Origin of the sequence: Alcanivorax sp. (assembly GCF_002726155.1) — a bacterium.
Taxonomy (GTDB): domain Bacteria; phylum Pseudomonadota; class Gammaproteobacteria; order Pseudomonadales; family Alcanivoracaceae; genus Alcanivorax.
In genome coordinates this window covers 13349-37238 of sequence record NZ_PBSH01000053.1, presented here as the reverse complement: position 1 = coordinate 37238, position 23890 = coordinate 13349, and the positions used below count along the sequence as shown (strand labels likewise).

General features: G+C 59.4%; 24 protein-coding genes and 1 riboswitch. Of the genes, 6 read left to right on the top strand and 18 right to left on the bottom strand.

What is annotated here, in order from left to right:
* Window positions 1–8: 8 nt before the first annotated feature.
* On the top strand, window positions 9–578 hold the full coding sequence (locus CL546_RS16140) for a c-type cytochrome (protein ID WP_290496757.1): 570 nt from the start codon (window positions 9–11) through the stop codon (window positions 576–578).
* 91 nt (window positions 579–669) lie between these two features.
* Here CL546_RS16140 and can read toward each other — a convergent pair whose 3' ends face one another.
* Together can and moaA are read right to left on the bottom strand one after the other, a co-directional pair.
* A complete protein-coding gene (can, locus tag CL546_RS16135) occupies window positions 670–1317 on the bottom strand; it encodes a carbonate dehydratase (protein ID WP_290496755.1) in 648 nt (215 codons plus the stop codon).
* Window positions 1318–1371: 54 nt separating this feature from the next.
* Window positions 1372–2385 carry a GTP 3',8-cyclase MoaA gene (gene moaA, locus CL546_RS16130; protein ID WP_290496753.1) on the bottom strand — a complete coding sequence of 338 codons (1014 nt, stop codon included), beginning with the start codon at window positions 2383–2385 and terminating at the stop codon, window positions 1372–1374.
* 202 nt (window positions 2386–2587) lie between these two features.
* Between moaA and CL546_RS16125 the strand changes: the two genes are divergently transcribed.
* Both CL546_RS16125 and murI read left to right on the top strand, forming a co-directional pair.
* Entirely contained in the window at window positions 2588–3076 is a 489-nt protein-coding gene (locus CL546_RS16125; RefSeq protein WP_290496751.1) for an FKBP-type peptidyl-prolyl cis-trans isomerase, read from the top strand.
* Window positions 3077–3277: 201 nt separating this feature from the next.
* Complete coding sequence (murI, locus tag CL546_RS16120; RefSeq protein ID WP_290496749.1) at window positions 3278–4096, top strand: glutamate racemase; 819 nt, start codon at window positions 3278–3280, stop codon at window positions 4094–4096.
* Window positions 4097–4142: 46 nt separating this feature from the next.
* On the opposite strand, the gene CL546_RS16115 is transcribed toward murI, so the two are convergent.
* From CL546_RS16115 to cbiB, 11 genes are all read right to left on the bottom strand, one after another.
* Entirely contained in the window at window positions 4143–4967 is an 825-nt protein-coding gene (locus CL546_RS16115) for a hypothetical protein (protein ID WP_290496747.1), read from the bottom strand.
* A 15-nt stretch (window positions 4968–4982) separates the two neighbouring features.
* On the bottom strand, window positions 4983–5663 hold the full coding sequence (locus tag CL546_RS16110; RefSeq protein WP_290496745.1) for a class I SAM-dependent methyltransferase: 681 nt from the start codon (window positions 5661–5663) through the stop codon (window positions 4983–4985).
* Between the two features lie 96 nt (window positions 5664–5759).
* On the bottom strand, window positions 5760–7217 hold the full coding sequence (locus CL546_RS16105) for a cobyric acid synthase (protein ID WP_290496743.1): 1458 nt from the start codon (window positions 7215–7217) through the stop codon (window positions 5760–5762).
* A 172-nt stretch (window positions 7218–7389) separates the two neighbouring features.
* Window positions 7390–8001, bottom strand: a complete 612-nt coding sequence (gene cobO, locus CL546_RS16100) for a cob(I)yrinic acid a,c-diamide adenosyltransferase (protein ID WP_290496741.1) — start codon at window positions 7999–8001, stop codon at window positions 7390–7392.
* Complete coding sequence (locus CL546_RS16095) at window positions 7994–9358, bottom strand: cobyrinate a,c-diamide synthase (RefSeq protein WP_290496740.1); 1365 nt, start codon at window positions 9356–9358, stop codon at window positions 7994–7996. Before CL546_RS16095 ends, cobO begins: the two co-directional genes overlap by 8 nt.
* A 45-nt stretch (window positions 9359–9403) precedes the next feature.
* Window positions 9404–10168, bottom strand: a complete 765-nt coding sequence (locus CL546_RS16090; RefSeq protein ID WP_290496738.1) for an ABC transporter ATP-binding protein — start codon at window positions 10166–10168, stop codon at window positions 9404–9406.
* Window positions 10169–10212: 44 nt separating this feature from the next.
* Window positions 10213–11193: a FecCD family ABC transporter permease gene (locus CL546_RS16085; protein ID WP_290496736.1), complete on the bottom strand. Its 981-nt coding sequence runs from the start codon at window positions 11191–11193 to the stop codon at window positions 10213–10215.
* Window positions 11180–12061, bottom strand: coding sequence for a cobalamin-binding protein (locus CL546_RS16080; RefSeq protein WP_290496735.1), 882 nt, complete (start codon window positions 12059–12061; stop codon window positions 11180–11182). The genes CL546_RS16085 and CL546_RS16080 overlap by 14 nt, the downstream gene beginning before the upstream one ends.
* Before the next feature lie 27 nt (window positions 12062–12088).
* A complete protein-coding gene (locus CL546_RS16075; protein ID WP_290496733.1) occupies window positions 12089–13942 on the bottom strand; it encodes a TonB-dependent receptor domain-containing protein in 1854 nt (617 codons plus the stop codon).
* A 135-nt stretch (window positions 13943–14077) separates the two neighbouring features.
* Window positions 14078–14292: riboswitch (cobalamin riboswitch) on the bottom strand.
* Window positions 14293–14364: 72 nt separating this feature from the next.
* Window positions 14365–15360 carry a threonine-phosphate decarboxylase CobD gene (gene cobD, locus CL546_RS16070; RefSeq protein ID WP_290496732.1) on the bottom strand — a complete coding sequence of 332 codons (996 nt, stop codon included), beginning with the start codon at window positions 15358–15360 and terminating at the stop codon, window positions 14365–14367.
* Entirely contained in the window at window positions 15357–16289 is a 933-nt protein-coding gene (gene cbiB, locus CL546_RS16065) for an adenosylcobinamide-phosphate synthase CbiB (protein ID WP_463671049.1), read from the bottom strand. Before cbiB ends, cobD begins: the two co-directional genes overlap by 4 nt.
* A 111-nt stretch (window positions 16290–16400) precedes the next feature.
* On the opposite strand from cbiB, the gene cobT reads away from it, so the two are divergent.
* The gene (cobT, locus tag CL546_RS16060) at window positions 16401–17456 is read left to right on the top strand and encodes a nicotinate-nucleotide--dimethylbenzimidazole phosphoribosyltransferase (RefSeq protein WP_290496730.1); all 1056 of its coding nucleotides are present in this window, start codon (window positions 16401–16403) and stop codon (window positions 17454–17456) included.
* A 55-nt stretch (window positions 17457–17511) separates the two neighbouring features.
* A complete protein-coding gene (locus CL546_RS16055) occupies window positions 17512–18108 on the top strand; it encodes a histidine phosphatase family protein (RefSeq protein ID WP_290496728.1) in 597 nt (198 codons plus the stop codon).
* A gap of 182 nt (window positions 18109–18290) precedes the next feature.
* On the opposite strand, the gene cobU is transcribed toward CL546_RS16055, so the two are convergent.
* From cobU to moaB, 4 genes are all read right to left on the bottom strand, one after another.
* Window positions 18291–18815 carry a bifunctional adenosylcobinamide kinase/adenosylcobinamide-phosphate guanylyltransferase gene (gene cobU, locus CL546_RS16050; RefSeq protein ID WP_290496726.1) on the bottom strand — a complete coding sequence of 175 codons (525 nt, stop codon included), beginning with the start codon at window positions 18813–18815 and terminating at the stop codon, window positions 18291–18293.
* Complete coding sequence (locus tag CL546_RS16045; RefSeq protein ID WP_290496724.1) at window positions 18815–19393, bottom strand: PhnA domain-containing protein; 579 nt, start codon at window positions 19391–19393, stop codon at window positions 18815–18817. Before CL546_RS16045 ends, cobU begins: the two co-directional genes overlap by 1 nt.
* A gap of 112 nt (window positions 19394–19505) precedes the next feature.
* Window positions 19506–20747: a molybdopterin molybdotransferase MoeA gene (locus CL546_RS16040; protein ID WP_290496722.1), complete on the bottom strand. Its 1242-nt coding sequence runs from the start codon at window positions 20745–20747 to the stop codon at window positions 19506–19508.
* A 32-nt stretch (window positions 20748–20779) separates the two neighbouring features.
* On the bottom strand, window positions 20780–21292 hold the full coding sequence (moaB, locus tag CL546_RS16035; RefSeq protein ID WP_290496721.1) for a molybdenum cofactor biosynthesis protein B: 513 nt from the start codon (window positions 21290–21292) through the stop codon (window positions 20780–20782).
* 155 nt (window positions 21293–21447) lie between these two features.
* Here moaB and CL546_RS16030 point away from each other — a divergent pair, with 155 nt between their 5' ends.
* Window positions 21448–22812 (top strand): cytochrome P450, encoded by a 1365-nt coding sequence (locus CL546_RS16030; protein WP_290496719.1) that lies wholly within the window; start codon window positions 21448–21450, stop codon window positions 22810–22812.
* 89 nt (window positions 22813–22901) lie between these two features.
* On the opposite strand, the gene CL546_RS16025 is transcribed toward CL546_RS16030, so the two are convergent.
* Entirely contained in the window at window positions 22902–23732 is an 831-nt protein-coding gene (locus CL546_RS16025; RefSeq protein ID WP_290496717.1) for a mechanosensitive ion channel family protein, read from the bottom strand.
* Window positions 23733–23890 lie beyond the last annotated feature (158 nt).

Below are 23890 nucleotides of genomic sequence, written 5' to 3'. Positions count from 1 at the left end.
AGAACACGATGAAAACCGTCATTAGCACGCTGCTGGTTATCGCGCTGCTTGCAGCCGCCATCATCGGCATGGTCATTGTCACAGGCAGCTACAACTTTGCGGCCGACGAACCACACTGGAGCGTGACCGAGAAAATCATCAGTAGCGCTCGCCACCGCTCTATTGACCTGCGTGCAGAACATATTCCGGTGCCCAACGACCTGGACGACCCGCAACGCATTCACCGCGGCGCAGAGCACTACCAGGCCATGTGCGTGGGCTGCCACCTGGCGCCGGGGATCGAGGAGAGCGAACTGCGTGAAGGCATGTATCCGCGACCGCCTGCACTGGCGGAACACGGCATTCATGACCCGAAAGGCGCGTACTGGGTCATCAAGCACGGCATCAAAATGAGCGGCATGCCCGCCTGGGGCAAAAGCCACGATGAACAAAGCCTGTGGGACATGGTGGCCTTACTCAGCGCCTTGCCTTCCCTGAGCGAAAGCGACTGGCAGGCACTGCTGGGCGACTCAGACAGGCCGCCAACCGGGCATGATCATGGAAGCAGCGGCCATGTTGGCGCCGGGCACCATCACTAACACCACCATTTACACCATCAAACACAGCACCAAAAACAGCACCAAAAACAGCAATCATCCGCCTGGCCCTGACGAGGGCCAGGCGTAACCGCTAACCGGAACAGTTATCGTACTCGTCCGTTTCCAGACTGCGCAGTTCACCATTATTCTGAATCTGGATATCCAGATCCCGCAGGTGACCATCACCGATACCGTAAATCCAGCCGTGGATGGTCAGCGGCTGATCGCGGCGCCAGGCCTCCTGCACCACGGTAGTATTGGAGACGTTGATCACCTGGCGCGCCACGTTCAGCTCACACATCTTGTCCACGCGCGCCGAATCATCTGGCAGCTCGGCCAGATTCTTGCGATTGCGCAGATACAACTCGCGGACCTGTCGCAGCCAGTTATCAATCAGCCCATGGGGCACATCTTCCATGGCAGCCTTGATACCACCGCAACCGTAATGCCCCACCACCATGATGTGTTTGACCTTCAACACATCCACGGCGAACTGCAGCACTGACAGCAAGTTCAGGTCGGTGTGGTTAACCAGGTTGGCCACGTTGCGGTGAACAAACAGCTCACCAGGCATCATGCCCACGACTTCATTGGCAGGCACCCGGGAATCGGCACAACCGATCCACAGATATTCCGGGTTCTGCTGTTCTCCCAGCGCCTTGAAGAAGCCGGGGTGGCGCTGTTCGATTTCGTGGCGCCATTTTTCGTTGTTGGAAAACAAATCAGGTAGGGATTTCATGGTCTCTCGCTTTTTTACGCAATCATGCTACACGCGGCACGCTAACACGCCGCCTTAACCACCGGTCATATTCATAAATCGTACCAGTTGCTCACCCGGGGCCAGATTAAAGTCGTGCCGCTCCGGCTTGATGGCCATGGCATCAATGATCGCCTGGCGCAGGGGGACATCATCCGTGGGGTGCGCCCGTAATACCGCACGCAGGTCCACGCTGTGTTCGTGGCCCAGGCACAGAAGCATACGGCCTTCGGCTGTAATTCTCACCCGGTTACACAAATGGCAAAAGTTTTGTGAGTGAGGAGAAATAAACCCGATGCGACTATCACTGCCCAGCACCTGCCAGTAACGGGATGGCCCGCCGGTTTTTTCTGCCATGGGCACCAGCGTCAGTCGCTGGGAGAGCTGGTTGCGCAGCGCCTCGGAGGAGACGAACTCCAACGCCCGGTCATGTTCGCTGATGGCCCCCAACGGCATTTCCTCGATAAAGGCAATATCCAGGCCCCGCTCCAAGGCGAAATCCACCAGCGCCGGCACCTCATCCTGATTGCGCCCCCGCAGGATCACGCTGTTCAGCTTGATGCGGCGGAAGCCGGCATGGCCGACCGCCTCGATCCCCGCCAGTACCTTGTGCAAATCGCCGGTGCGCGTGAGGGCGCGGAAGCGTTCCGGGTCCAGGGAATCCAGGCTGATATTAAGCCGGTCCACCCCCGCCGCCTTCAATGCCTGCGCGTGGCGGGGTAAGCCGGCGCCATTGGTGGTCATGTTCAGTTCACGCAGACCGTCAATGGCACCAATATTGTGCACCAGGTGCGCCACATCACGGCGCACCAGAGGCTCCCCCCCGGTCAGGCGAATGCGCTTTACCCCCAACTGCACCAGTACCCGCGCCAGCCGTGCCATCTCTTCCAGGGTCAGCACCTGGGCGCGGGGAACAAAGGTCATATCCTCCGCCATACAGTACACACAGCGGAAATCACAGCGGTCCGTCACCGACAAGCGCACGTAATCAATGGTGCGCCCGAAGCGGTCCTGCAGTACCGGATTATCAGTGGAAACATCAGCATTCATGCCGGTACTGTAGCAAATGCGGGGCCAATCCGGGCAATCACGGCCCTGCACGCCCGTCGGGCCGACTCGGCTCTGGTTGGTCAGGCCCTTGCCGGTCTTGTTAGAATGTTCGCCGACCTGAATACAGGGCGCGATCAGGCCATGAAAACGACATGACCGCCACGCCTCTTATTCCGAATTCATCTACCCCTAAAGGGTTTCCATGCAAATTTCTGAAAATGCCGTAGTGTCCATCCACTACACCCTGACCAACAACGCCGGTGAAACCATCGATTCTTCCGTCGAGCGTGGCGAGCCCCTGGCGTACCTGCACGGCGCCGGCAATATCATTCCGGGCCTGGAAAATGCCCTGGTAGGCAAGGCCGCTGGCGACAAGCTGGATGTCACCGTTACTCCGGAAGAAGGCTACGGCGAGCGTCACGAGCAGCTGATTCAGCAAGTGCCGAAAACCGCGTTTGAAGGCAACGAAGATAACCTGCAGCCGGGCATGCAGTTCCAGGCGCAGACCGAAGCCGGCCAACGCGTCTTCACCATCACCGCCGTTGAAGGCGATGAAGTGACCGTCGATGGCAACCACCCGCTGGCAGGTGAAACCCTGAACTTCGCCGTGGAAGTGACCGACGTACGCGAAGCGTCCGACGAAGAGAAAGAGCACGGCCACGTACATGGCCCGGAAGGTCACGATCACTGATCGCTGACGGCTCGCACGAAAAAGGCTCCTTCGGGAGCCTTTTTTTATGCCGCTCTGCGGCTGCAACAGGCTCCACGCAACACGCCTCACGCCTGCGCGCATAGAGAAGCTCACTTCACGAAAAGGCTGACTTCGGCGTACCCTCCTATACCTGTCCGTCTTGGTATATCCTTGGGCCTTCGTTTCCATCCGAATAGTCGTATGACCCACCCCGGCCCCATTGGCATCTTTGACTCCGGCATCGGCGGCCTATCCATTGCCCGCCGGATTCGAGAGCTGTTGCCCAACGAAAACCTGCTCTACGTGGCAGACTCCATCCACGCGCCCTATGGGGAAAAATCCGAGCACTACATTCGGCAACGAGCGGATGCGGTTACCCGGTTTCTCCTGGAAAGAGAGGCCAAAGCCATTGTGGTGGCCTGCAACACCGCCACTGTCTCTGCCATTAGACAGCTGCGCGCCGATTACACCTTGCCGATCATCGGCGTAGAACCGGGCATCAAGCCGGCAGCCCTGCAGAGCAAGAGCGGCGTTATCGGGGTGCTGGCCACCAGCCAGACTCTAAAAAGTGAATCGTTCAACAACCTGAGCCGGCTGTTCTCGGAAAACGTGCGCGTGGAAATCCAGCCCTGTCCCGGGCTGGTTGAACAGATTGAAGCGCTGGAGCTGGACAGCGAAGCGACCCAGACCCTGGCCGCCCGCTATGTGCAGCCGCTAATCCAGAAAGGCGCGGATCATATCGTCCTGGGCTGCACCCACTATGCGTTTTTGGCGCCGCTGATTCGCCGGGCAGCGGGTGCCCACGTGGAAGTGGTTAATACCGATATGGCAGTAGCCCGCGAAACCGTGCGACGACTGCAGATGCACAATTTGTTATCAGATAGCCCACAAGCAGGCAGCGCCACATTCTGGAGCAGCGCCGAAACGTCCCTGGCTCACCGTCAACTGGAAACACTGTGGGGCGAACGGGCGGCAATCCATGCGATGCCCTCGCCTGACATCGAGCAAAAACGCCCGTAAGCCCGCCAGCCCTTACCCGATTGAACCGTCACCCACACTACAGCTATCAGTTCATGAACTGCATGTTAAAGCCAAGAAAGATCTGCCACTCCGGCTGATTGGGGCCTTTATCGGCAACAGAAAATTGTGGTTCTACAAAAATGTTGTAAACCGTTTTGTCCTTTTTAATGACCTTGCCCGCCCCAATCCCCAGAGGCATGCTGTAGTTGTCATTTTCAAAGTTATACACCCAGATCGGGGCGGCACGCAGATAGTTACCGCCGCCCAGCTGATAAAACGCAAACGGCTGGAAGGCGCCGGCGTTTACGTCCTCGCGACCATCATCGCCGGCAAAGCTTTCCTGCCAAGTCAGCAGGTAGCCATACTGAAATGTTGGCGAGCTGGCATTGAACAATACATTGGCAAACCCCGCCGACCATTTTTCACTGCCCAGCTCATCCTTCCCGGCAGTCGGTGCGGTAAGCTGCGGGCCAACACCAAAACTGATCGCCGGGTTGCCGGTATCAATCAGGTAAGCCGCAAACACATTGAGATCGCCCACCCCGGTTTCCTTGCCTCCCCGCGGTGCGGTTGGAAACGTATTGATCGGCAGAGACGCGCGGAAGAGCCAGTTGGAATTGCCCACAGAAAAGGGCGTGGCGAAACGAAACCAACCCTGGTTCGCAGACTCATCACTCTCCGTCAGCTCACCGATGTAGTAGTCCTGGATATTGAAGGCGGTCATATCCGCCAGTGGATTATTCGCCTGAGCGGCGGCACTTCCTGTATTGCCCGCAGCCTCCCCTTGTTCTGACTCTTGCGCCACCACAGCACTGCTCAATAGAGCCAGTGTGGGCAACAGGATTTTGCTGATGCTTGCTGTTCTTTTCATGGTTATTCATCCCTCTCACTCGCAATCCGATTCCCTTCCGCCGGGCGCCCGGCCAGAGAACAAGGCCGCACACCCTTCGATCTTCACCTTGACGTCATCAAGCCGTGAATTCAGCGCCTCAGAAAGCGCCACATCGTTATCATCACGATTATTGAAAATGCCCTTGGCGTTATACAGGGACATTAACCCTCTAGCCGTCGGGGAACGATTCACTCCGTCATGCAACAGGGTCGCGCCAAACACCACTGCGCCCGGGGCAAGCAATGGCAGCACGTTATCCAGCGCTGCAGCCTTGTCGCTCATACTGCCTGGCAAGCAGTGCAACAGCAGGTTCATGGCCAGGGAATCGAAGCGCTGAGTGGAGAGCTGAACGGGTTCAAGGACATTGCACTGATAAACCAACGGCTGATAGCGGGCAATGCGTTTCGCGCACGAGGAGAGACTGTGCGCATTCATATCCATGAGTGCCACTCTCGGAGACGGAGAGGGAAAAGTGACTTTATCCAGAAAATAACCCGTCCCGACACCCACATCGAGATGGTTAGCGCTAACGTGCTGTTGATAGTGACTCAGCAGTACATTGGCGGGACATTTCCACACCCAACGGCAAGACAAACCGAGCACTGCTTGGTCGTAAAGTTTCAGGGCGAGAGGCGTGTAGATGGCTTGCCCTGCATGCACCGCATCCTTGTGCATCTGGTACTCCATTGCAGAGGGAGGAGTTTAAATTTTGAATAATAGAGTTTTTTTTTACCACATCCCCGGCCAAACAAAAACGACACTCAGGGGCTTTTATGACCCCTGACGCAAACCCATCGCAGACAGCAATCCGGCCATATCGATATGCTCATCCAGCATTGTCGACAAACGATCCAGCCCCTCTTGCCGGTGCGCGTCATAATCCACCGCTTCACGGCTTTCCAGCCCCGCCCACCGCAAGATCGCTGTGGCCGCCTGCGCATGGTCAAAAAGGCCGTGGAGATAGCAGCCCATTATTTGGTTATCCTCGCTGATTGCACCATCCTGACGCTGTGAAAACTGCAACATCGGACGCAAGAGAGCAGGCCCTTCGGTAATGCCATTGTGAATCTCATACCCCTGAATCCGGGTATCCGCCGGCAGAAAACGCCCTTCCACATTACGCAACTGCTTGCCAGGAACCAGACGAGTCGTCATGGGCAACCATCCCAGGCCAGCCATACTGCCCGCCTCGCCTTCCAACGAATCAGGGTCATCAATCCGCTCGCCGAGCATCTGAAAACCACCGCAAATACCCAGCACCTTGCCGCCGTAACGCAGATGCTTTTCGATCTGTTTGTCCCACCCCTGTTCACGCAGGAAGGCCAGGTCCGCACGGGTGGCCTTGCTGCCGGGGAGGATCACCAGATCCGCCGCCGGCCAGGGCTCGCCCATTTTCACGAACCGCAGATTGACCTGTGGATGCAGGCGTAAAGGATCAAAATCATTGTGGTTACTCATGCGCGGCAACAGCGGCACTACCACATTGAGGGCATCAGTTTCGTGTTCGCCCTGCTCATCCACCGCATCTTCCGCATCCAGCGTCAGACCATGCAGATAGGGCAGCACACCAAACACGGGTTTACCGGTGCGATCTTCAAGCCAGTCCAGCCCGCCCTGCAGCAAGGAAATATCGCCACGGAAACGGTTGATGACAAACCCCCGGGTGCGCTGCTGTTCGCTTTTCGACAAAAGATCCAGCGTACCGGTGAGATGGGCAAAGACACCGCCGCGATCGATATCGGCAACCAGAATAACCGGGCAATCCACCATCTCGGCAAAGCCCATATTGGCAATGTCATTGTCACGTAAATTGATTTCCGCCGGGCTACCCGCGCCTTCCACGATGACCACATCATACCGGGAAGTGAGCGCCTGCCAGGCCGCCAGCACCGCTTCACTGGCGGTCTTTTTGTAAGCGTGATAATCCAGCGCCTGCATATTGCCCAGCACCTGGCCGCGAATGATCACCTGGGCGCCCATGTCTGTCTGCGGCTTGAGCAGCACCGGATTCATATCGCTGTGCGGCTCTACCCCGCAGGCCAACGCCTGCAACGCGGTAGAACGACCAATCTCGCCGCCATCCACGGTCACCGCGCTGTTCAGCGCCATATTCTGCGGCTTGAACGGCGCCACCGAATATCCCCGCTGCGCGAACCACCGGCATAGCGCCGCCACCACCGTGCTCTTTCCCGCATCGGAGGTGCAGCCCTGCACCATCAGGGTCCGCATGAGAAAAACCCTGAGTTGAAAGTTAAAAGTTCAAAGTTGAAACGCATTCCATCTCTCTTGATTACGTCAACGCCATCACCGCGCCTAGTGGCATTGACGCGGGCACAGACATGAAAAACAGAGAACTTCTCCCGCGCTTTTAAACTTTGAACTTTACACTTTGAACTGCTCTTCACAGCTCCACGCCCTTCTGCGCTTTCACCCCCAGGTCCTTGAACGCATGCTTCACCACTTTCATTTCGGTGACGGTATCTGCCAGTTCAATCAGCTCCTTTGGCGCATAGCGGCCGGTGACCACGGCGTGCTGCATGGCCGGGCGATTTTGCAGGTCGTCCAGCACCCGATCCAGATCGAGGTATTCGTAGCGCAATGCGATATTGAGTTCATCCAGCAGCACCATGTGATAGCTGTCATCACGCAGCATGGCACTGGCGACATCCCACGCCGCACTGGCGGCCGCCACATCCCGCTCCCGGTCCTGGGTATCCCAGGTATAGCCTTCACCCATCACGTGATAATCCACATTGGGCAGATCACGGAAAAAGGCCTCTTCGCCGGTACTGAAGGCGCCTTTAATAAACTGCACCACACCCACTTTCATGCCATGACCCAGTGCCCGCGCCACCATGCCGAAACCGGAACTGCTTTTGCCCTTGCCCGGCCCGGTCAGCACCAGCAGGATGCCCTGTTCCTTGTCCGCATTGGCAATGCGTTGCTGCATGATTTCCTGTTTCTTTGCCATGCGGTAAGCATGGCGCTCTGGGGTTTTCGCATCATCACGCATGGTCGGATCCTGTTTGAGAGGGGGTATTGTGATCAGGGGAAAGGGGGCCGGCACGGAATTGCCCGCTAAAAATATCCGCCACGACTTGCGGCGCTGAAGGGAAATAACCATGGAAGAAGCTCGCCACCAGGCCCTTGTCCTGATAAACCGACTCGCCTTCTGTACCCGTTTGTTTACGGCTAAAAATGGCCGGCGTCAGTGGTGTGGACAAACTGCCATGGTGAAAAGTGTGGCCACGTAATTCCCCACGGGGAGTGGCCAGCGCCTGCATTCCCAACCCATGCAGTTTCTTTGTCAAAAACGCTTCACCCGGCAAGAGTCCGAAACCGGCATGGCGCTTTTCCTCACCGTCTACCAGGGTCGCCATACAACTCATCAACCCGCCACACTCCGCCAGAATCGGTTTGCCGGCAGCATGGTGGTCGCGAATGGCATCGCCCATAGCGGCATTCCTGGCCAACGCTTCCCCGTGCAGTTCCGGGTAACCGCCAGGTAGCCATAACGCATCGACATCAGGCAACGCGGTTTCCTGCAGCGGAGAAAAAAACGTCAGGGTCGCGCCCATCTCCCGCAGTGCATCCAGATTGGCCGGATAAATAAACGCAAACGCTGCATCACGGGCAATACCGATACGGCAGCCTTTCAACAAGGGTGGCAACGGCTCGGGAGCGGGCGCAGAAAAATGCACCGTTTGCGGCAATCGATCCAGACCTGCGTCTTGCAACACCGCAGCAGCCTCATCCAACAGTGCATCCAGATCTGCCAACTCGTGGGCCTGCACCAGCCCAAGGTGTCGTTCGGGCAATGTCATGGCCGCATGTCGTGGCACCGAGCCCAGCAAGGTCACACCCGCAGGCATTCCCTCGCGTACCAGGTCGCCATGGCGCTGGCTGGCCACCCGGTTAGCAATCACCTCGTTAACGACCAGATCATCGCGGTAACTCGACAACCCCAGAGCAATGGCACCGAACGTTTGCGCCATGCCCCAGGCATCAATCACCGGCAACGCCGGAATGCCCGCCAGCACCGCCAGGTCGGCACTGGATGGGGTGCCGTCAAACAAGCCCATGGCACCTTCTACCAGAATCAGATCGGCGTCTTGCGCGGCCTGTACCAGCCGCCAGCGACATTCATCCTCACCGGTCATCCAGGGTTGCAACTGGTACACCGGCGCGCCGCTGGCCTGCTCCAGAATCATCGGATCCAGATAATCCGGACCGAATTTGAACACGCGGACCCGGCGCCCCGCATTGCGGTGCAGCCTTGCCAGTGCTGCGGTAATCAGGGATTTTCCCTGCCCGGAACCGGGTGCGCTAATCAACGCCGCCGGCACCGAGGCATTCAACAAGGTTGGCATCGTATAACTCATCGCGTTTGATCGCCCCAGCGACTGCTGACGCACTTACCCCGGCACAAACACCGGCACTCCATTCACTTGCCCTACCACCAGTTTCTGGTCGTAAAGACGCTCCAGTGCTGCCGGCACCAACATGGTTTGTGCCGGGCCGAAACACAGCTCCCCATCCGGATACAGCAACAACAAGTGATCACACCAACGGGCTGCCAGATTCAGATCGTGCAAGCACATGAAGACAGCAGCGCCGTTATCTGCCTGCTGATCCAGCAACTCCATGACCGCTACCTGATGATGCAGATCCAGATGATTGGTGGGCTCATCCGCCAGCCAGATGGTTGGCTGCTGGGTCAGCGCCGTGGCAATGGAAACCCGCTGCCGTTCACCGCCGGACAAGGTACTCACCAGGCGATCCTTGAGCAGGTTCAACGACAACGCAGACAACGCCTCTTGAGCGAAACGAATATCCTCAGCGCTCTCGCGTTGCCAGGCAGACAGAAAAGGATGGCGGCCTATCAGAACCGTTTCCATCACCGTGGCAGGGAAGCTGTCCTGACGCTCCTGGAACACCACCGCCACCTGCCGGGCCACCTCTCGGCGCGACAGGCTTGCCAGCGGTGAACCATTGAGAATCACCTGGCCACGTCGCGGTGGCCGCAAACCCGCGAGGGTATGCAGCAATGACGTTTTGCCCGCCCCATTTGGCCCCAACACGCCCCAGCGCTGGCCGGATTTCACCTGCAAATTAAGAGGCTCGCCATCCGCGCGACCCGGGATATCGACAATCAGATTTTCAATGTCCAGCACCGCCATGGCGCTCTCCGTTCGGGTTGCAGGGGGGCTTTGCCCCTCATCAATCAGCGACTGCGATGCAGCAAAAACAGGAACGTGGGCACACCCAGCAAGGCCGTTATCACCCCTACCGGCAACTGCTCCGGCGCCATCACCGTGCGTGCCAGCGTATCGGCCACGGTCAGCAAGGTGCCGCCGGCCAGCACACTGGCGGGCAAAATGATTCGCTGATCATTGCCCAGCAACAGCCGCAGCATATGCGGCACAATCAAGCCGACAAAGCCCACACTGCCCGCCGTGGTCACCGCCACTGCGGTCAGCAGGCTGGCGAGGATATACACCAGCCACTCCAGCGGCTTTACCGCAATGCCCAGCGCCGCCGCCTGTAACGGCCCCCGCGCCAGCACATTAAGACTGCGCCCCAGTGGCAACGTGAGCAGCACCGCCGGAATCAATACCAGCCAGGCACCATAGGGCGCACGGGCGTAACTCAAATCGCCCATCAGCCAATACAGCATGCCCGGCAGTCGATCCGCCGGGCTCATGGTCAACATGAAGGTAATCACTGCGCCCCAACCGGCGGCCACCACTACGCCGGTCAGCAGCAGTCGCGTCGGGGTCCAGCCTCCGCCACCTTGCGCCAGACCAAACACCAGCAGGGTGGACAGCAAGGCGCCAGCAAACGCTGAGCCGGACACCAGCGCCAAACCGCCACCAATCAACATGGCCCCCAGCGCACCAACGGCCGCACCACCGGAAATACCCAACACATAGGGGTCCGCCAGCGGATTACGCAACAGCACCTGCATCAGGGCCCCGGCCAATGCCAGCAGCCCCCCGGTAGAAAAGGCCGCCAGCGCACGGGGGGCACGCAGCGACACGATCAGCTCCCGGTACAGTTCACTGCCGCCACCGGTCGCCACCGCCCACAGGTCCTGTAGCGAAATCGACACACTGCCCACCGCCACCGACAACAACAGCGCCAGCAGCCCCAAACCCGTCAGCCCCAACAGGGCGGGAAGCGCCCGCTGCTTACTGGCGGGCACGAGCAGAATCCAGGTGCCGGCACAGGGTACGGGCACCTGTCAGCATTTGCGGCGTGGGCCGCTGCAATGTGGAGGGCGAAACAAAAAACAGATTGTCGTTTTTCACCGCCTGCAGGGTGGCAAACTGCCGCCAGGGATCCAGCCAGCCGGGGTCATCTTCGCCCATGCCGCCCGCAACAATGGCCTGTGGGTTTTTCTCCAGCACCGACTCCTTGCTGATACGCGGCGCCAGCGTGGGCAGATCGGCGAACACGTTTACTCCGCCACAAACCTGAATCGCTTCACTGATCAGATGCTCACGGTTCACCGTCATCAACGGCTCTTCCCACACCTGATAAAACACGCTGACTTTCGCCGCATCCGCGTAACGCTCACGCAGGGCATCAATGCCCGCGCGGAAAGCATCCGCTGCCCCCTTGCCAACCTGTTCCGTCCCGGCCAGCCGGGCAAACCGTTCCAGCGTGGTGCTCACATCCGCAAAGCGGCGTGGTTCGCTGTAATACACCGGCAACCCCAGCGCTTTCAGCTGCTCCACCTGAGGTAGCGGATTGCCACTGTGCCAGGCCACAATCAGGTCCGGATCCAGCGCCAACACGGCTTCCAGATCCAGGCGTTTGTAACTCCCCACCCGCGGTAATTTTTTCGCCGCTGGCGGGTAATCGCTGAAGCTTACCGCCCCCACCATCTGTTCACCGGCCCCTGCCGCAAACAGCAGCTCGGTAGCGCCCGGAGACAAGGCAATGATGCGGCTGGCCGGCTTGTCCAGACAGAGTTCACGCTGGGTATCGTCGGTGACACACACCGCCGCCATGGCCGTGTGAAACAGGGCCAGCATTGGCAGCAATAACCCCCAACGTAAAACGCGCATCCACTCACTCCATCTGATTGTTCTGCACTACCTATCGTAGCGCAGGCTCAACATTACCGAACGTCCTGCGTTCATATAGTTCCAACCACCAAAATTCTGTGCGGTGGTGTATTCCTTATCGAGCACGTTTTTTACCGCCAAGCGGGTGGACCAGTTGGGCGCGAAATTCCAGCCTGCCCGCAGATCCAGCAGGCCAAAGCCGGACAGCCGCACGTCGTTATCGGCATCGTTATAACGGTGGCCTTGCAACACCACGCTGCCGCCCAGCGAGAACTCTCCCACGGCCCGATCCAGATCAAAACGGAAACTGCGTTGTGACTGGCGCTGCAGCACCAGGCCGGTGTCCCGGTCTTCCGGATCCTGGGCAGTGAAGGCAGCCCCGGCGCGCCATTGGTTGATATCCACGCCCACGGCCAGCTCCGCACCACGAATACGCGCCCGGTTCACATTGAACGGTGCGTAACGCCCCCCTTGCAAGGCATAGGCAATCAGGTCATCCACGTCCGTCTGGTAGGCGGCAATGTCCCAGTACCAATGCTGATACTGGCCGCGCACTCCCACTTCCGTGCTTTGTGAGCTTTCCGGGTCCAACTGATCGTTGCCAAACCCCGGGAAATACAGATCATTGAAGGTCGGCGCGCGAAAGGCGGTGCCATAACTGGCCCGTAGCCGATGATTCGCATCCAGCTTGTAGCCCACCGCCAGGCCGCCGGTGGTCTCGCTGCCATAGGCTTCGTTATCATCGTAGCGGCCGCTGGCCTGCACATCGAAGGCACCGAAGTTCAGCAACAGCTGAGCAAAACCCGCCGTGTTTTCGCGCTCGTCTTCCGAATACAGCGTGGTGCTGTCCACCAGGTCCTGCAAGTAATCGGCACCGACTACCAATTGGTGGTTCCCCAGCGCAAAAATATTCTGCCAGTTCGCCGCCCGGCTGCGGGTATTAAAGATGCTGTCCCGATCGCCGTCGGTGAAATTCTCATTCTCGTCACGGGCATCACTGAGGATAAGTTTGCTCAGCCAGCTTTCCGTCACCCACACCTGCCCTTTCACGCCCGCAATCTGCATGGCGTAATCGGTCACTTTTTCCTGCTCGGGGGTGCTGCCTTCAAATTCGGTACTGCCCGCCGCCCGAAAACCGAACACGCCGATTTCCGCATCGTTATCAAAACGGTGAGTGACCCGAGCCACTGCCGAGGTATTGTCATAACCACGGTCTTCACTGCCCTCACGGATTTCCGTGCCATCGGTATCGAAGCGGTCCACCGCCACGTTATAACGGGTGCCGTCCTGTTCGCCCTGGGCCCCGGCCGCAACCCGGCGACTATTGAAGGATCCGCCGCCCAATTCCATCCAGCCAGTCTGTTCATTGCTCAGATCACGGGCACCCGGAGTAAAGACCTGCACCACCCCACCCACAGCATCGGCGCCATAGAGGCTGCCACGGGGCCCACGCACGATTTCGATACGGTCAATCAACGTGGTCGGCAAGAACTGCCATGACGGGCTACCGGCGGTGGCGGAGCGCAGACGCACCCCATCAACCATCAATAACGTGGAGCTGCTCCCGGTCCCCCTGAGGTACACACTGGTGGCTTTGCCGAAGGCACCGTTGCCGGTGATATCCACACCGGGCTGCCCGCGCAGCATCTCGGTCATGTCCTGCGGCTGACGCTCGCGCAACTGTTTCTCATCGATCACCGTCACTGACGACAGTGACGCCTCCGTGGTGCGGCTGGTCAGCGTCGGTGTAACCACCACCGGGTCGAGCATCGAAACTTGCAAAGCCGCAGCATTATCGGACTGCGCGGGTTCAGCGTAGGCAAACAACGGCCACGCGCACAAAGACATCGCGGCACTGACCGCAACGGAACGAAACAACATCGGAAGATCCCCCTCTGCCGTGCCCACCCGCACGGCCTGGATTTAGCCGCAGCAGAACAAGCACAGGGAGACAGGCGCGAACGCGCCGATATACCCCGCCATCGCCCACCGCAACGCCTGGTTGGAAGTCGCAGAGGACTTCCTTACCTTCTGGCCGGTCTCCGGGCTGATGAGCGAGGAGCAACCTCTCGACAGCCGCCTTCCCATGCAAAAGCACAGTGGCGTTTCGACCGTCGTTAACTCAATCACCGTTGCGGGGGCAGCGTCGGATTTAGAGCCAAGGGCTCCCACCGACTTCCCGTTTAACCCGCCCTGTGTTCAGGGAAGGCACCGAAAGGTGGCGCGAAAATACCAACGGCGGGGGGAACAAGCAAACACAAAAGTCTTTTATGAAAGGAACTCACGTCGCCTTGAGCAAAGCTTCAAGCCGACACAGACAGCGCTGAACGCAAACGATCCCATTGCACCTCACTGCCTGCCAAGCCAAACCGCAAGGCCGCTGGCTCGGTAAAATAACGTACCAGAACGCCCTGCCGTGCCAGTGCCTCAAAACGCCCCTGCGCTTGATCATCCGGGCACCAGGCAAACAGGTCACTGTCTCCCTGGGGAGACAATCCCGCAGCGCTCAGCACCCCATCCAGGCGTTTACGATCCTCACGCAACCGCTGGCGCTGCTGTTGCTGCCAGGCCCGATCCTGAAGCGCCTGCGCCATCACATACCGGGCTGGATGGCTCATGGCCCACGGGCCCAGCGCAGCCTGCATGGCCGAGCACAACGCCGGCTCAGCCACCATCAGTCCGGCCCGCAATCCCGCCAAACCGAAAAACTTGCCCAATGAACGCAGCACGATCAACCCGGTCTGATGCGCCTGCGCAGCCAGCGAAGTACCGTTGCTGGCATCCAGAAACGCTTCATCCACCACCAGCCAGCCTCCCCGTCCCGCCAGTTGTTGATGCCAGCCCCGCAGGGTCTCGGCGGGTAACAACGCGCCGCTAGGGTTATTGGGATTCACACACACCAGCACATCCAGTCGCGGCAGCGTGCCTGCAACCGCCGTTGCCGCCAACGGCACCACATCATGCCCCGCCTGCCGCCAGGCGCGGGCGTGCTCGGCATAGGCTGGCGCCACCACCCCGACCCGGCAAGGCCGCCGCAAGGCCGGCAAGGTTTGCAGCGCCGGCTGACTACCCGCCACCGGCAGGCAACCGGTATCGACAGGCAGCTTTAACCAGTCACGCGCCACGGCATCCAGCCCATCGTCCTCTTCCGGCAGCCGCTGCCAAACGGCATCAGGAATGGCTGGAATGGGGTAACCGTACGGGCTGATCCCGGTGGACAGATCCAGCCAGTCGCTGCGCGGGATCCCCCATTGGCGTACCGCCTGATTCAAACGCCCGCCGTGCTCCAGCCCGCTCACACCGACACTCCCACTATCAAGATCACACACCACAACCCCAGGCTGCGCTGCACCAGCACAATGGCCGCGTTTATGCTGTTCGCCTCTGCCGGCCGCCCTGCGCCCAGCAAGGGTTTGTCTTTCCAGCCACCGTGGTAAGGCGCAGGCCCACCCAGCTGCACCCCCAACGCCCCGGCACCGGCGGCCATCACCGGCCCGGCATTGGGGCTGTCGCAGGCAGGCGCCTGCCGCCGCCAACAACGTAACGCCAAGCCACAACGCCCCTGCAATCCGCCGATCAACGCATAACTCAGTGCCGTCAGCCGCGAAGGGACCCAGGCCAGTACATCGTCCAGTCGCGCGGCAGCCTTGCCGAAGCGTTCAAAACGGGCCGTGCGATATCCCCACATGGCATCCAGCGTATTCACCAGCCGATGCAATACCGCGCCGGGCAGCCCTGCCACCACAAACCAGAACAGGCTGGCGAATACCGCGTCGGCACCATTTTCCAGCATGGATTCGGTAGCAGCCCGGGCCACGCCGGTGGCATCCAGCGCCTGGGTATCACGGCTGACAATACGCGCCACCTGCTCCCTGGCCGCGGGCAAGTCCTGCTCCCGCAGCGCTTTCGCCACAGCACGGCCATGCTCACCCAGACTGCGCATGCCGATGACCAGCCACAAACCCACTACACTCACCAACCAGGCGCCCCAATTCGGCAACAACAGCAACAACAGCGCGACAAGAATCACCACCGGGAACACCAGGAGCACCAGCGCGCAGGCGCCTTTCGCCACACCGCCCGGTACGCCATTGTTGCAGCGCTGCTCCAGCCACGACGCCACCCGGCCAAAGCCCACCAGCGGATGCCAGCGGCGAGGCTCGCCCACCAGTGCATCCAGCACAATCGCCGCCACAGCCGCACTAATCAGGGAAACAGAAAGCATCATCGCCACGTCTTTGTCCGGTATCGATGGCGGGCAGTGTACTTGACACGCCCGGTTGCGGGGCAGAGGATTTGCCGCTTTCCGGCCCTGCGCCGCCCCGAACCGGAGACGCCCGTGAGCACGCCTTCCCCCTGGCAACAGCCGATTGTCACGCCCAGCGACAGCCACCGGCAAGCCGCCCTGCACCGCCAGACCCAACTCACCAAGCCCACCGGCTCACTGGGCCGCCTGGAGTCTTTGGCCGTCGAACTCGCCAGCTTACAGGCCACAGACCAGCCCCGCGCAGAACGCATCAGTATGGCCGTGTTTGCCGCTGACCATGGCGTCTGCGAAGAAGGCATTTCCGCCTTTCCTCAAGTGGTCACCGGGCAAATGATTGCCAACTTTGTCACTGGCGGGGCGGCCATCAGTGTTATGGCCAAACAACTGAACGCCGATCTGGACGTCATCAATCTGGGCACCGTCGCGCCACCCCCCATTAGCGACGGCGTTATTGATGAACAGATCGCCCCGGGCACCCGCAACCTGGCTCGACAAGCCGCCATGACCGACACCCAACTGCAGGCCGCTCTCGCCGCCGGAGATCGCGCCGCCCAACGGGCCGCCGAGCGAAACGCTCACCTGTTTATTGGTGGCGAGATGGGTATTGGTAATACCACCAGCGCTACTGCCCTGGCCTGTGCGCTGTTGGACGAAGACGCGGCTGCCCTCGCAGGTCCCGGCACCGGGCTGACCCCAGAAGGGGTTTCCCACAAAATCGTCGTGATTACACAGGCGCTGGCCCGTCACGGGAAACACTCCGACCCATTGGCGGCACTGGCCTCATTGGGCGGCTTTGAAATCGCCGCTCTGGCCGGCGCCTTTATCGGCTGCGCGGTGCGTGGCATCCCGGTATTGGTGGATGGTTTCATTGTCACCACTGCGGCCCTTGCCGCCTGCCGACTCCGCCCGGAATTACGCAGCTGGCTGCTGTTCGCCCACCAGTCACAGGAACCCGGACATCAGCGCTTGCTGCAAGCATTGGATGCCAAGCCTTTGCTGGATCTGTCCTTGCGATTAGGCGAAGGCAGTGGTGCTGCTGTAGCGGTACCGCTATTACGCAGTGCCTGCGCGCTGCATAACCGGATGGCCACCTTTGCCGATGCCAGTGTGAGTAATCAGAACGGATAAATTGTCGGATTACGGCTACGCCTAATACGACCTACGTGAGCGGGAATAGATACCAATGAGCACCACGTTTTTTGACTTGATTCGCCATGGTGAACCGGCTGGCGGTCAGATGTATCGGGGCCACAAGGACGACCCCCTGAGCGAGCGGGGCTGGCAGCAAATGCGTGATGCCATCGAAGCAGAAGATCAGTGGGACCACATCCTCACCTCGCCGCTGTTACGCTGCCGGGAATTTGCCGCCGAACTGGCCCGCGAAAAAAACCTGCCTTTCACCGTTGCCCATGATTTCAAGGAAATCAGCTTCGGCGACTGGGAAGGCAAAACCCGTGAGCAGGTGGCACAGGAGTACGGCGACCACCAGGCCAACTTCTGGCGCGATGCAGAAAGCCACCCGCCGAGCAATGCGGAAACCATTCAGGGTTTTCATCAACGCATCGGTGACGCCTGGACGCTATGGCAGGAAACATTGAAAGGCCAGCGAGTTCTGCTGGTTTGCCACGGCGGCGTCATTCGCATGGTGCTGAGTCATGTACTGAGCATGGCACCCAGCAAAGCCATGGCCGGCTTCCAGGTACCCTACGCCTGCCGCTCCCGGGTGCGGCTGGATCAAACGGAATTTGGCACACTGAGCTGCCTGGTCTCACACGGCTAGCCAGTTTTTTGTAGGAGCGCCGCTTGAGGCGCGAAACGCGCGTCAGCGAGTGACGAGTTTCGAGTTGCGAAAGGCAGCCCCCTTGAAAACCTTACGGGCTGGATGTGTTGGTTTTCGAAACTCGCTTCTCGAAATTCGAAACTGGTTTGTTCGCGCCGCAAGCGACGCTCCTACGGCAAGCGCTATGCTTCGCCTTTAAGCGTCTGCGTAATCCCTGCCACCGACAGCAGCACCGTATCGCATTTTTTTGCCAGTGACTGATTCAGCCAGCCCAGCTCATCGGCGAAGCGGCGGGTTAACGGGTCCATGCCGATGGTCCCCAGTCCCACTTCATTGCTGACGATCACCACATTACCGGGGTACTGCCCCAGCGCTCCAAGAAAGCTATCCCGCTCCCGGACAAACGCCGCGTCCCCTGCATGCAGCAGGTTGCTCACCCACAGGCTCATGCAGTCAATCAATACGCAGGGAGCCGGTGACAAGGTGGTCTGGCGGTTTAGCAAGGCGCCCAGATGCAGGGGCTCTTCCACCAACCCCCAGCTCGCCGGTCGTCGCATGCGATGGCGGCGAATGCGGTCACTCATTTCACCGTCGCCCGCAGTGGCCGTGGCCACATACACCACCGGATCGTTTTGATCGGTAACCCGCTTTTCTGCCAATGAACTTTTACCGGAACGAATGCCCCCGAGAATCAGACTGTGCGGCATCAGTTTTTCTTCACAAATTGCGTCAGAATGACAATGCGCTGGCCTTCTACCCGGCCTTCAATGTGCTCGGGGTTATCCTGAACCAGAGAAATATTGCGCACCGCGGTGCCGCGCTTGGCGGTAAAGTTGGCGCCTTTCACATTCAGGTCCTTGATCAGCGTGACCGAATCACCCGCTTCCAGCACGGCACCATTACTGTCGCGGTGCAGCTCCCGCGCTTCTTCCGGTTGGCCTTCGCCCGTGGCCTGGGCCCAGGCCAGGGTGTCGTCATCCAGATACAACATATCCAGCAGGTCCTGCGGCCACCCCTCTGCCTGCAAGCGCGTCAACATACGCCATGCCAGCACCTGCACCGCCGACACCGGGCTCCACATGCTGTCGTTCAGGCAGCGCCAGTGGTTGGCGTCTTCATTACCCGGATTGTCCAGTTGGGTCTGGCAGGTTTCACACAGCAGCACACTCTGCTCGGCCGTGCCATCCGATTCCGGCTGTACCGCATACACTGCCAGGGCATTACCCGCGCTACACAATTCACAACATGAATTGGCGCGGGCAAGCAACGAGGATTCCAGGGTCATGTAATACTCCTTTTTTGGGCGCGCAGTATAGCGGATTTGATAGCCCCGAACCGGGCGCAGGTGACAGCAATGGCTTTTGGCCATTTCTGACCCGGTAACAGATTTCTCGCGTCTATCCGCCCAGCAACCCGGAAAACGATAAAAACGGTAACGTACCGCCCGGCGATACCGTGCCGCCCACCGGCACCACCGCCAGGCCATCGGCCCACACGGCAGAACTCAACATTCCCGAACTCTGATTGGGGTGTTTCTCCAGCACCAGCTTGCCGCTCTTTTGTACACAACGTACGCGCAGATACTCCTGCCGTTTGGCCGGTTTTTTAATGGCGAAATCCACGGGTAGCGGCATGGCAGTTGGCAGCACCGTATCAGCACCACAAGAGCGGCGCAGAGCGGGCAGCACCAGCATCAGGTAACACACCAACACAGCCGACGGGTTGCCCGGCAAGCCAAAAAACGGAATGTCATCAATACGCCCGTAAGTGAACGGCTTGCCCGGCTTGATTGCCAACCGCCAGAAATCCAGTTCACCATGTTCCGCCAGCACCGCTCGCAGGTGATCCTCTTCACCCACGGAGACGCCGCCGGTGGAAATAATCACATCCGGGCGCTGTGCGGAATCGGTGAGCAGCCGAGTGAGGGTATTGCGAATAATGGCCGGATCATCGGGCAGGTGCTCGCGCTGCACATTCACAAACCCGCTTTGTTGCAACAGCTGCGTCAGTTGCGGACCATTACTGTCGAAAATTTTTCCCGGTAGCGGCGTTTCTTCCGGCGACTGAATTTCATCACCGCTGGTTAGGATCAGCACGCGCGGCGCATTCACTTTCACCGCCGCAACACCCACTGACGCAATCAGCCCCACTGCCTGGGGCGTGAGGCGCTCGCCACGCTGCATCACCACGTCATCGCAACGGGCATCCTGCCCCGCCGGGCGAATATTCTGTCCGGCAGTAACCGTATCCTTGCCCGGCAACCGCACCCGGGTTTGCGCAATTTCACAGTCTTCCTGCATCAGCACGGTATCCGCACCTGCAGGCACCGGGGCACCGGTAAAGATACGCGCCACCTGCCCCGGCGCCAGGGTCGCCGGCGCATCCCCCGCCGCCACCCGCAGCGGCATGGGCCGGGTCAGCCCCGGCTCGCCCAGGTCCGCATAGCGCAGCGCCACCCCATCCACGGCGGCGTTATCAAACGCCGGCACATCCACCCGGGAGGTCACCGCCTCAGCCAGATATTGCCCCTGACAATCGGCCAGCGGAACCTCCCGGACCGCCCGGAAGGGACGCGCCGAATCCAGCAGTCGCGCCAACGCCTCTGCCACCGGCATCAATGTCTGTTTGGATTCCTGCACGTTTCCTCCATGGTGCCGTCGCGGCGGCAGTTTTATCGGCGCACCTGGGCCACAAAATTACAGGGACGGTGCCGGGCATCCAGCTGCTCCTGAATGATGCGGTCCCAGCCGGTGGCGCAGGCATTGTTGGAACCGGGCAGACAGAAGATCACCGTGCGATTGGCCAGCCCGGCCAGGCAGCGGGACTGGATAGTGGAGGAACCAATGTCCTCCACGCTGACTTGGCGAAACAACTCACCGAAGCCTTCGATATGTTTGTCGAACAGGACCGACAACGCCTCCGGAGTAGAGTCTCGCCCGGAGAATCCGGTACCGCCGGTGGTGAGGATAATCTGGATGCTGTCGTCGGCAATCCAGTCGGAGACCACCTTGCGCAGCTGGTACACATCGTCCTTGACGATCTGGCGAGCGGCCAGGGTATGGCCCGCGTCTTCCAGGCGCTGCACCAACAGATCGCCGGAGGTATCGGTTTGTGGGGTGCGGGTATCACTCACCGTCAGCACCGCCAGCGCCAGGGGCTCGAATTCAGCCGCAGGTTTGGACATACACATCTCTCCTTAACAATGCCGCAATGCTAGCACGTGCCATGCCAGGGCGGCTGGACAGCACAGCACGATTTGACCGTTGCCGACAGCCTCTGTCCTGAGCTGCACAGCAGAGGTAGATTTATCCTATACAAGGTGTTTATCGGAGAACCGTCATGAACCGTATGGAAGTCGCCCAGCAAGAGGCCGCACAACTGCCACGGATGCCCCAACGCAAGCTGGAGGCTATTCCCGGTGACTATGGCTGGCCGCTACTCGGACATACCGTGCCGTTCCTGAAGGACTATCACAAACTGGTCACCGAGCACGCCGCGCAGCACGGGCTGGTCTTCAAAGGCTCGGTACTGTTTCAGCGTGGCGTGACCCTGCTCGGCCCGGACGCCAACGAGTTTGTGCTCAAGGATCCTGAGCATGCGTTCTCCAGCCGCGCCGCCTGGAACCCGATTCTGGAAAAACTGTTTACCGACGGGCTAATGCTGCGTGACTTTGCTGACCACAAATTTCACCGTCGCATCATGCAGCAGGCCTTCAAGAAACCGGCCCTGGCCAGCTACCTGGACCGCATGAACAGCCACATCGGCAGCGAACTCGGCAACTGGCCCACCGGCGAAGAACTGCGTTTTCTGGACCATATCAAATCCCTGTTACTGGACGTGGGCGCGCAAATATTTTTCGGCCTGGAAATGGGCCCGGAGTCCGACAAGGTCAACCAGTCCTTCATCGATGCCACCGACGCCTCCCTGGCGGTGGTGCGCCTGCCGATCCCCGGCCTGCTGTGGCACCGCGGCATGAAGGGCCGACGTTATCTGGAAGAATTCGTCACCGGACTGATCCCCCAGAAACGCGCCAGCGATACCCCGGATTTTTTCAGCGAACTGTGCAAGGCGGCCGACGAGGAAGGCGGCCTCTGCGACCAGGACGTGATGAACCACATGATCTTCCTGCTGTTCGCCGCCCACGACACCACTACCAGCACCCTGTGCTCCATTATTTACATGCTGGCCAAACACCCTCACTGGCAGGATGTACTGGTCAACGAAATGGAAGGGCTGGGCAAGGACACCCTGGACTATGACGACCTGGGAAAAATGGAGAAAACCGGCTGGGTATTCCGCGAGACCCTGCGTATGCGCCCGGCACTGACCACCTTCCCCCGCCGCACCGTCAAGGATGTGGAATACCAGGGGTACACCCTGCCCAAAAACACCCTGGTCAACGTGTCCACGCTCTACACCCATTACATGGAAGAATACTGGAGCAACCCGACCACCTTCGATCCGGAACGCTTCAGTGACGAACGCGCCGAGCACAAGCAGCACTTTTACCAGTGGGTTCCCTTCGGCGGCGGCCACCATAAATGCCTGGGACTGAACTTCGCCGAACTGCAAACCAAGACCTTCCTGTTCCAGTTTCTGAAACGTTACCGCGTCAGCGTCAAACCCGGCTATGAACTGCCCACCCAGCAGGTACCGCTGATCATGCCGAAGGATGGATTGCCGGTGGTACTGGAGAAGCGATAAAACAGTTTCGAGTGACGAGAAGCGAGTTTCGAAAATCCGAACCGATTTTGCTCTTCGCTTCTCGCTTCTCGCTTCTCGTAACTTAAGATTTAAGATTGCTGAAACAAATGCACATCCCGCTGCGGGAACGGGATGGTGATGCCAGCCTTGTCGAAGGCGTATTTCACCTGCTCGAACAAACCAAAATACACCGGCCAGTAATCCTCCGAATTGACCCACACCCGCGTCAGCATATTGATGCTGCTATCCGCATGGGCTGAGACAAAAATATTCGGATCGAATTGTTCACCGCTGAGAATACGGTCGTCATTATCAATAACCGACTGGATTGCGGCCCGGGCCTGCTCGATGCTGTCGCCGTAACTGATACCAAATTCGATATCCACCCGCCGCTGTGGCTCCACGAAAATGTTCTTGATGCAGCCGTTGGACATGAGCCCGTTGGGAATTACGATGCGCTGGTTATCGTAGGTAATCAGGATGGTGTTGAAGATCTGGATGTCCCACACCCTTCCGGTATATCCCTGCGCCTCGATAATGTCCCCCAGGCGGTACGGCTTGAAGAACAGAATCAGCACCCCACCGGCAAAGTTGCCCAGGCTGCCCTGCAGCGCCAGCCCCACCGCCAGGCCAATGGCGCCGAGCATGGCAATAAACGAGGTGGTTTCCACCCCGACCATACCTGCCACGGCCACCAGTAACAGAATTTTCAGCAGCACGTCGATGAAGCTGGTAAGGAACTTTTGCAGGGTGTCATCCACCGCCTTGTGGCCCAGCACCCGATTCATCCCCTTGATCACCCGCTTGATGATCCAGAAGCCGACCACCAGCGTAACCAACGCCAGCACCGCCTTCGGCAGATAGGCCATACTCAGCTCGATCGCCTTGTCCAGATACGGCTGGATTTGCTCCATATCCATGATTCCCTTCCTTAGTGAGTTATGTAGACCGTTAAATTACCACCAAGGCGTCAGCCGCAAACCGTCACTACGTCTGAATTTTCCAATATTTACCCTTGTCCCATAGCCGTCAGGGGAATGAATCCCCCGGCGGATTAACGCTATACTGCGGGCTCATT

Coding starts and splice junctions, on each gene's coding strand:
- CL546_RS16140 (WP_290496757.1), top strand. CDS start 9: ATGAAAACCGTCATTAGCACGCTGCTGGTTATCGCGCTGCTTGCAGCC.
- can (WP_290496755.1), bottom strand. CDS start 1,317: ATGAAATCCCTACCTGATTTGTTTTCCAACAACGAAAAATGGCGCCAC.
- moaA (WP_290496753.1), bottom strand. CDS start 2,385: ATGAATGCTGATGTTTCCACTGATAATCCGGTACTGCAGGACCGCTTC.
- CL546_RS16125 (WP_290496751.1), top strand. CDS start 2,588: ATGCAAATTTCTGAAAATGCCGTAGTGTCCATCCACTACACCCTGACC.
- murI (WP_290496749.1), top strand. CDS start 3,278: ATGACCCACCCCGGCCCCATTGGCATCTTTGACTCCGGCATCGGCGGC.
- CL546_RS16115 (WP_290496747.1), bottom strand. CDS start 4,967: ATGAAAAGAACAGCAAGCATCAGCAAAATCCTGTTGCCCACACTGGCT.
- CL546_RS16110 (WP_290496745.1), bottom strand. CDS start 5,663: ATGCACAAGGATGCGGTGCATGCAGGGCAAGCCATCTACACGCCTCTC.
- CL546_RS16105 (WP_290496743.1), bottom strand. CDS start 7,217: ATGCGGACCCTGATGGTGCAGGGCTGCACCTCCGATGCGGGAAAGAGC.
- cobO (WP_290496741.1), bottom strand. CDS start 8,001: ATGCGTGATGATGCGAAAACCCCAGAGCGCCATGCTTACCGCATGGCA.
- CL546_RS16095 (WP_290496740.1), bottom strand. CDS start 9,358: ATGCCAACCTTGTTGAATGCCTCGGTGCCGGCGGCGTTGATTAGCGCA.
- CL546_RS16090 (WP_290496738.1), bottom strand. CDS start 10,168: ATGGCGGTGCTGGACATTGAAAATCTGATTGTCGATATCCCGGGTCGC.
- CL546_RS16080 (WP_290496735.1), bottom strand. CDS start 12,061: ATGCGCGTTTTACGTTGGGGGTTATTGCTGCCAATGCTGGCCCTGTTT.
- CL546_RS16075 (WP_290496733.1), bottom strand. CDS start 13,942: ATGTTGTTTCGTTCCGTTGCGGTCAGTGCCGCGATGTCTTTGTGCGCG.
- cbiB (WP_463671049.1), bottom strand. CDS start 16,289: ATGATGCTTTCTGTTTCCCTGATTAGTGCGGCTGTGGCGGCGATTGTG.
- CL546_RS16055 (WP_290496728.1), top strand. CDS start 17,512: ATGAGCACCACGTTTTTTGACTTGATTCGCCATGGTGAACCGGCTGGC.
- cobU (WP_290496726.1), bottom strand. CDS start 18,815: ATGCCGCACAGTCTGATTCTCGGGGGCATTCGTTCCGGTAAAAGTTCA.
- CL546_RS16045 (WP_290496724.1), bottom strand. CDS start 19,393: ATGACCCTGGAATCCTCGTTGCTTGCCCGCGCCAATTCATGTTGTGAA.
- moaB (WP_290496721.1), bottom strand. CDS start 21,292: ATGTCCAAACCTGCGGCTGAATTCGAGCCCCTGGCGCTGGCGGTGCTG.
- CL546_RS16030 (WP_290496719.1), top strand. CDS start 21,448: ATGAACCGTATGGAAGTCGCCCAGCAAGAGGCCGCACAACTGCCACGG.
- CL546_RS16025 (WP_290496717.1), bottom strand. CDS start 23,732: ATGGATATGGAGCAAATCCAGCCGTATCTGGACAAGGCGATCGAGCTG.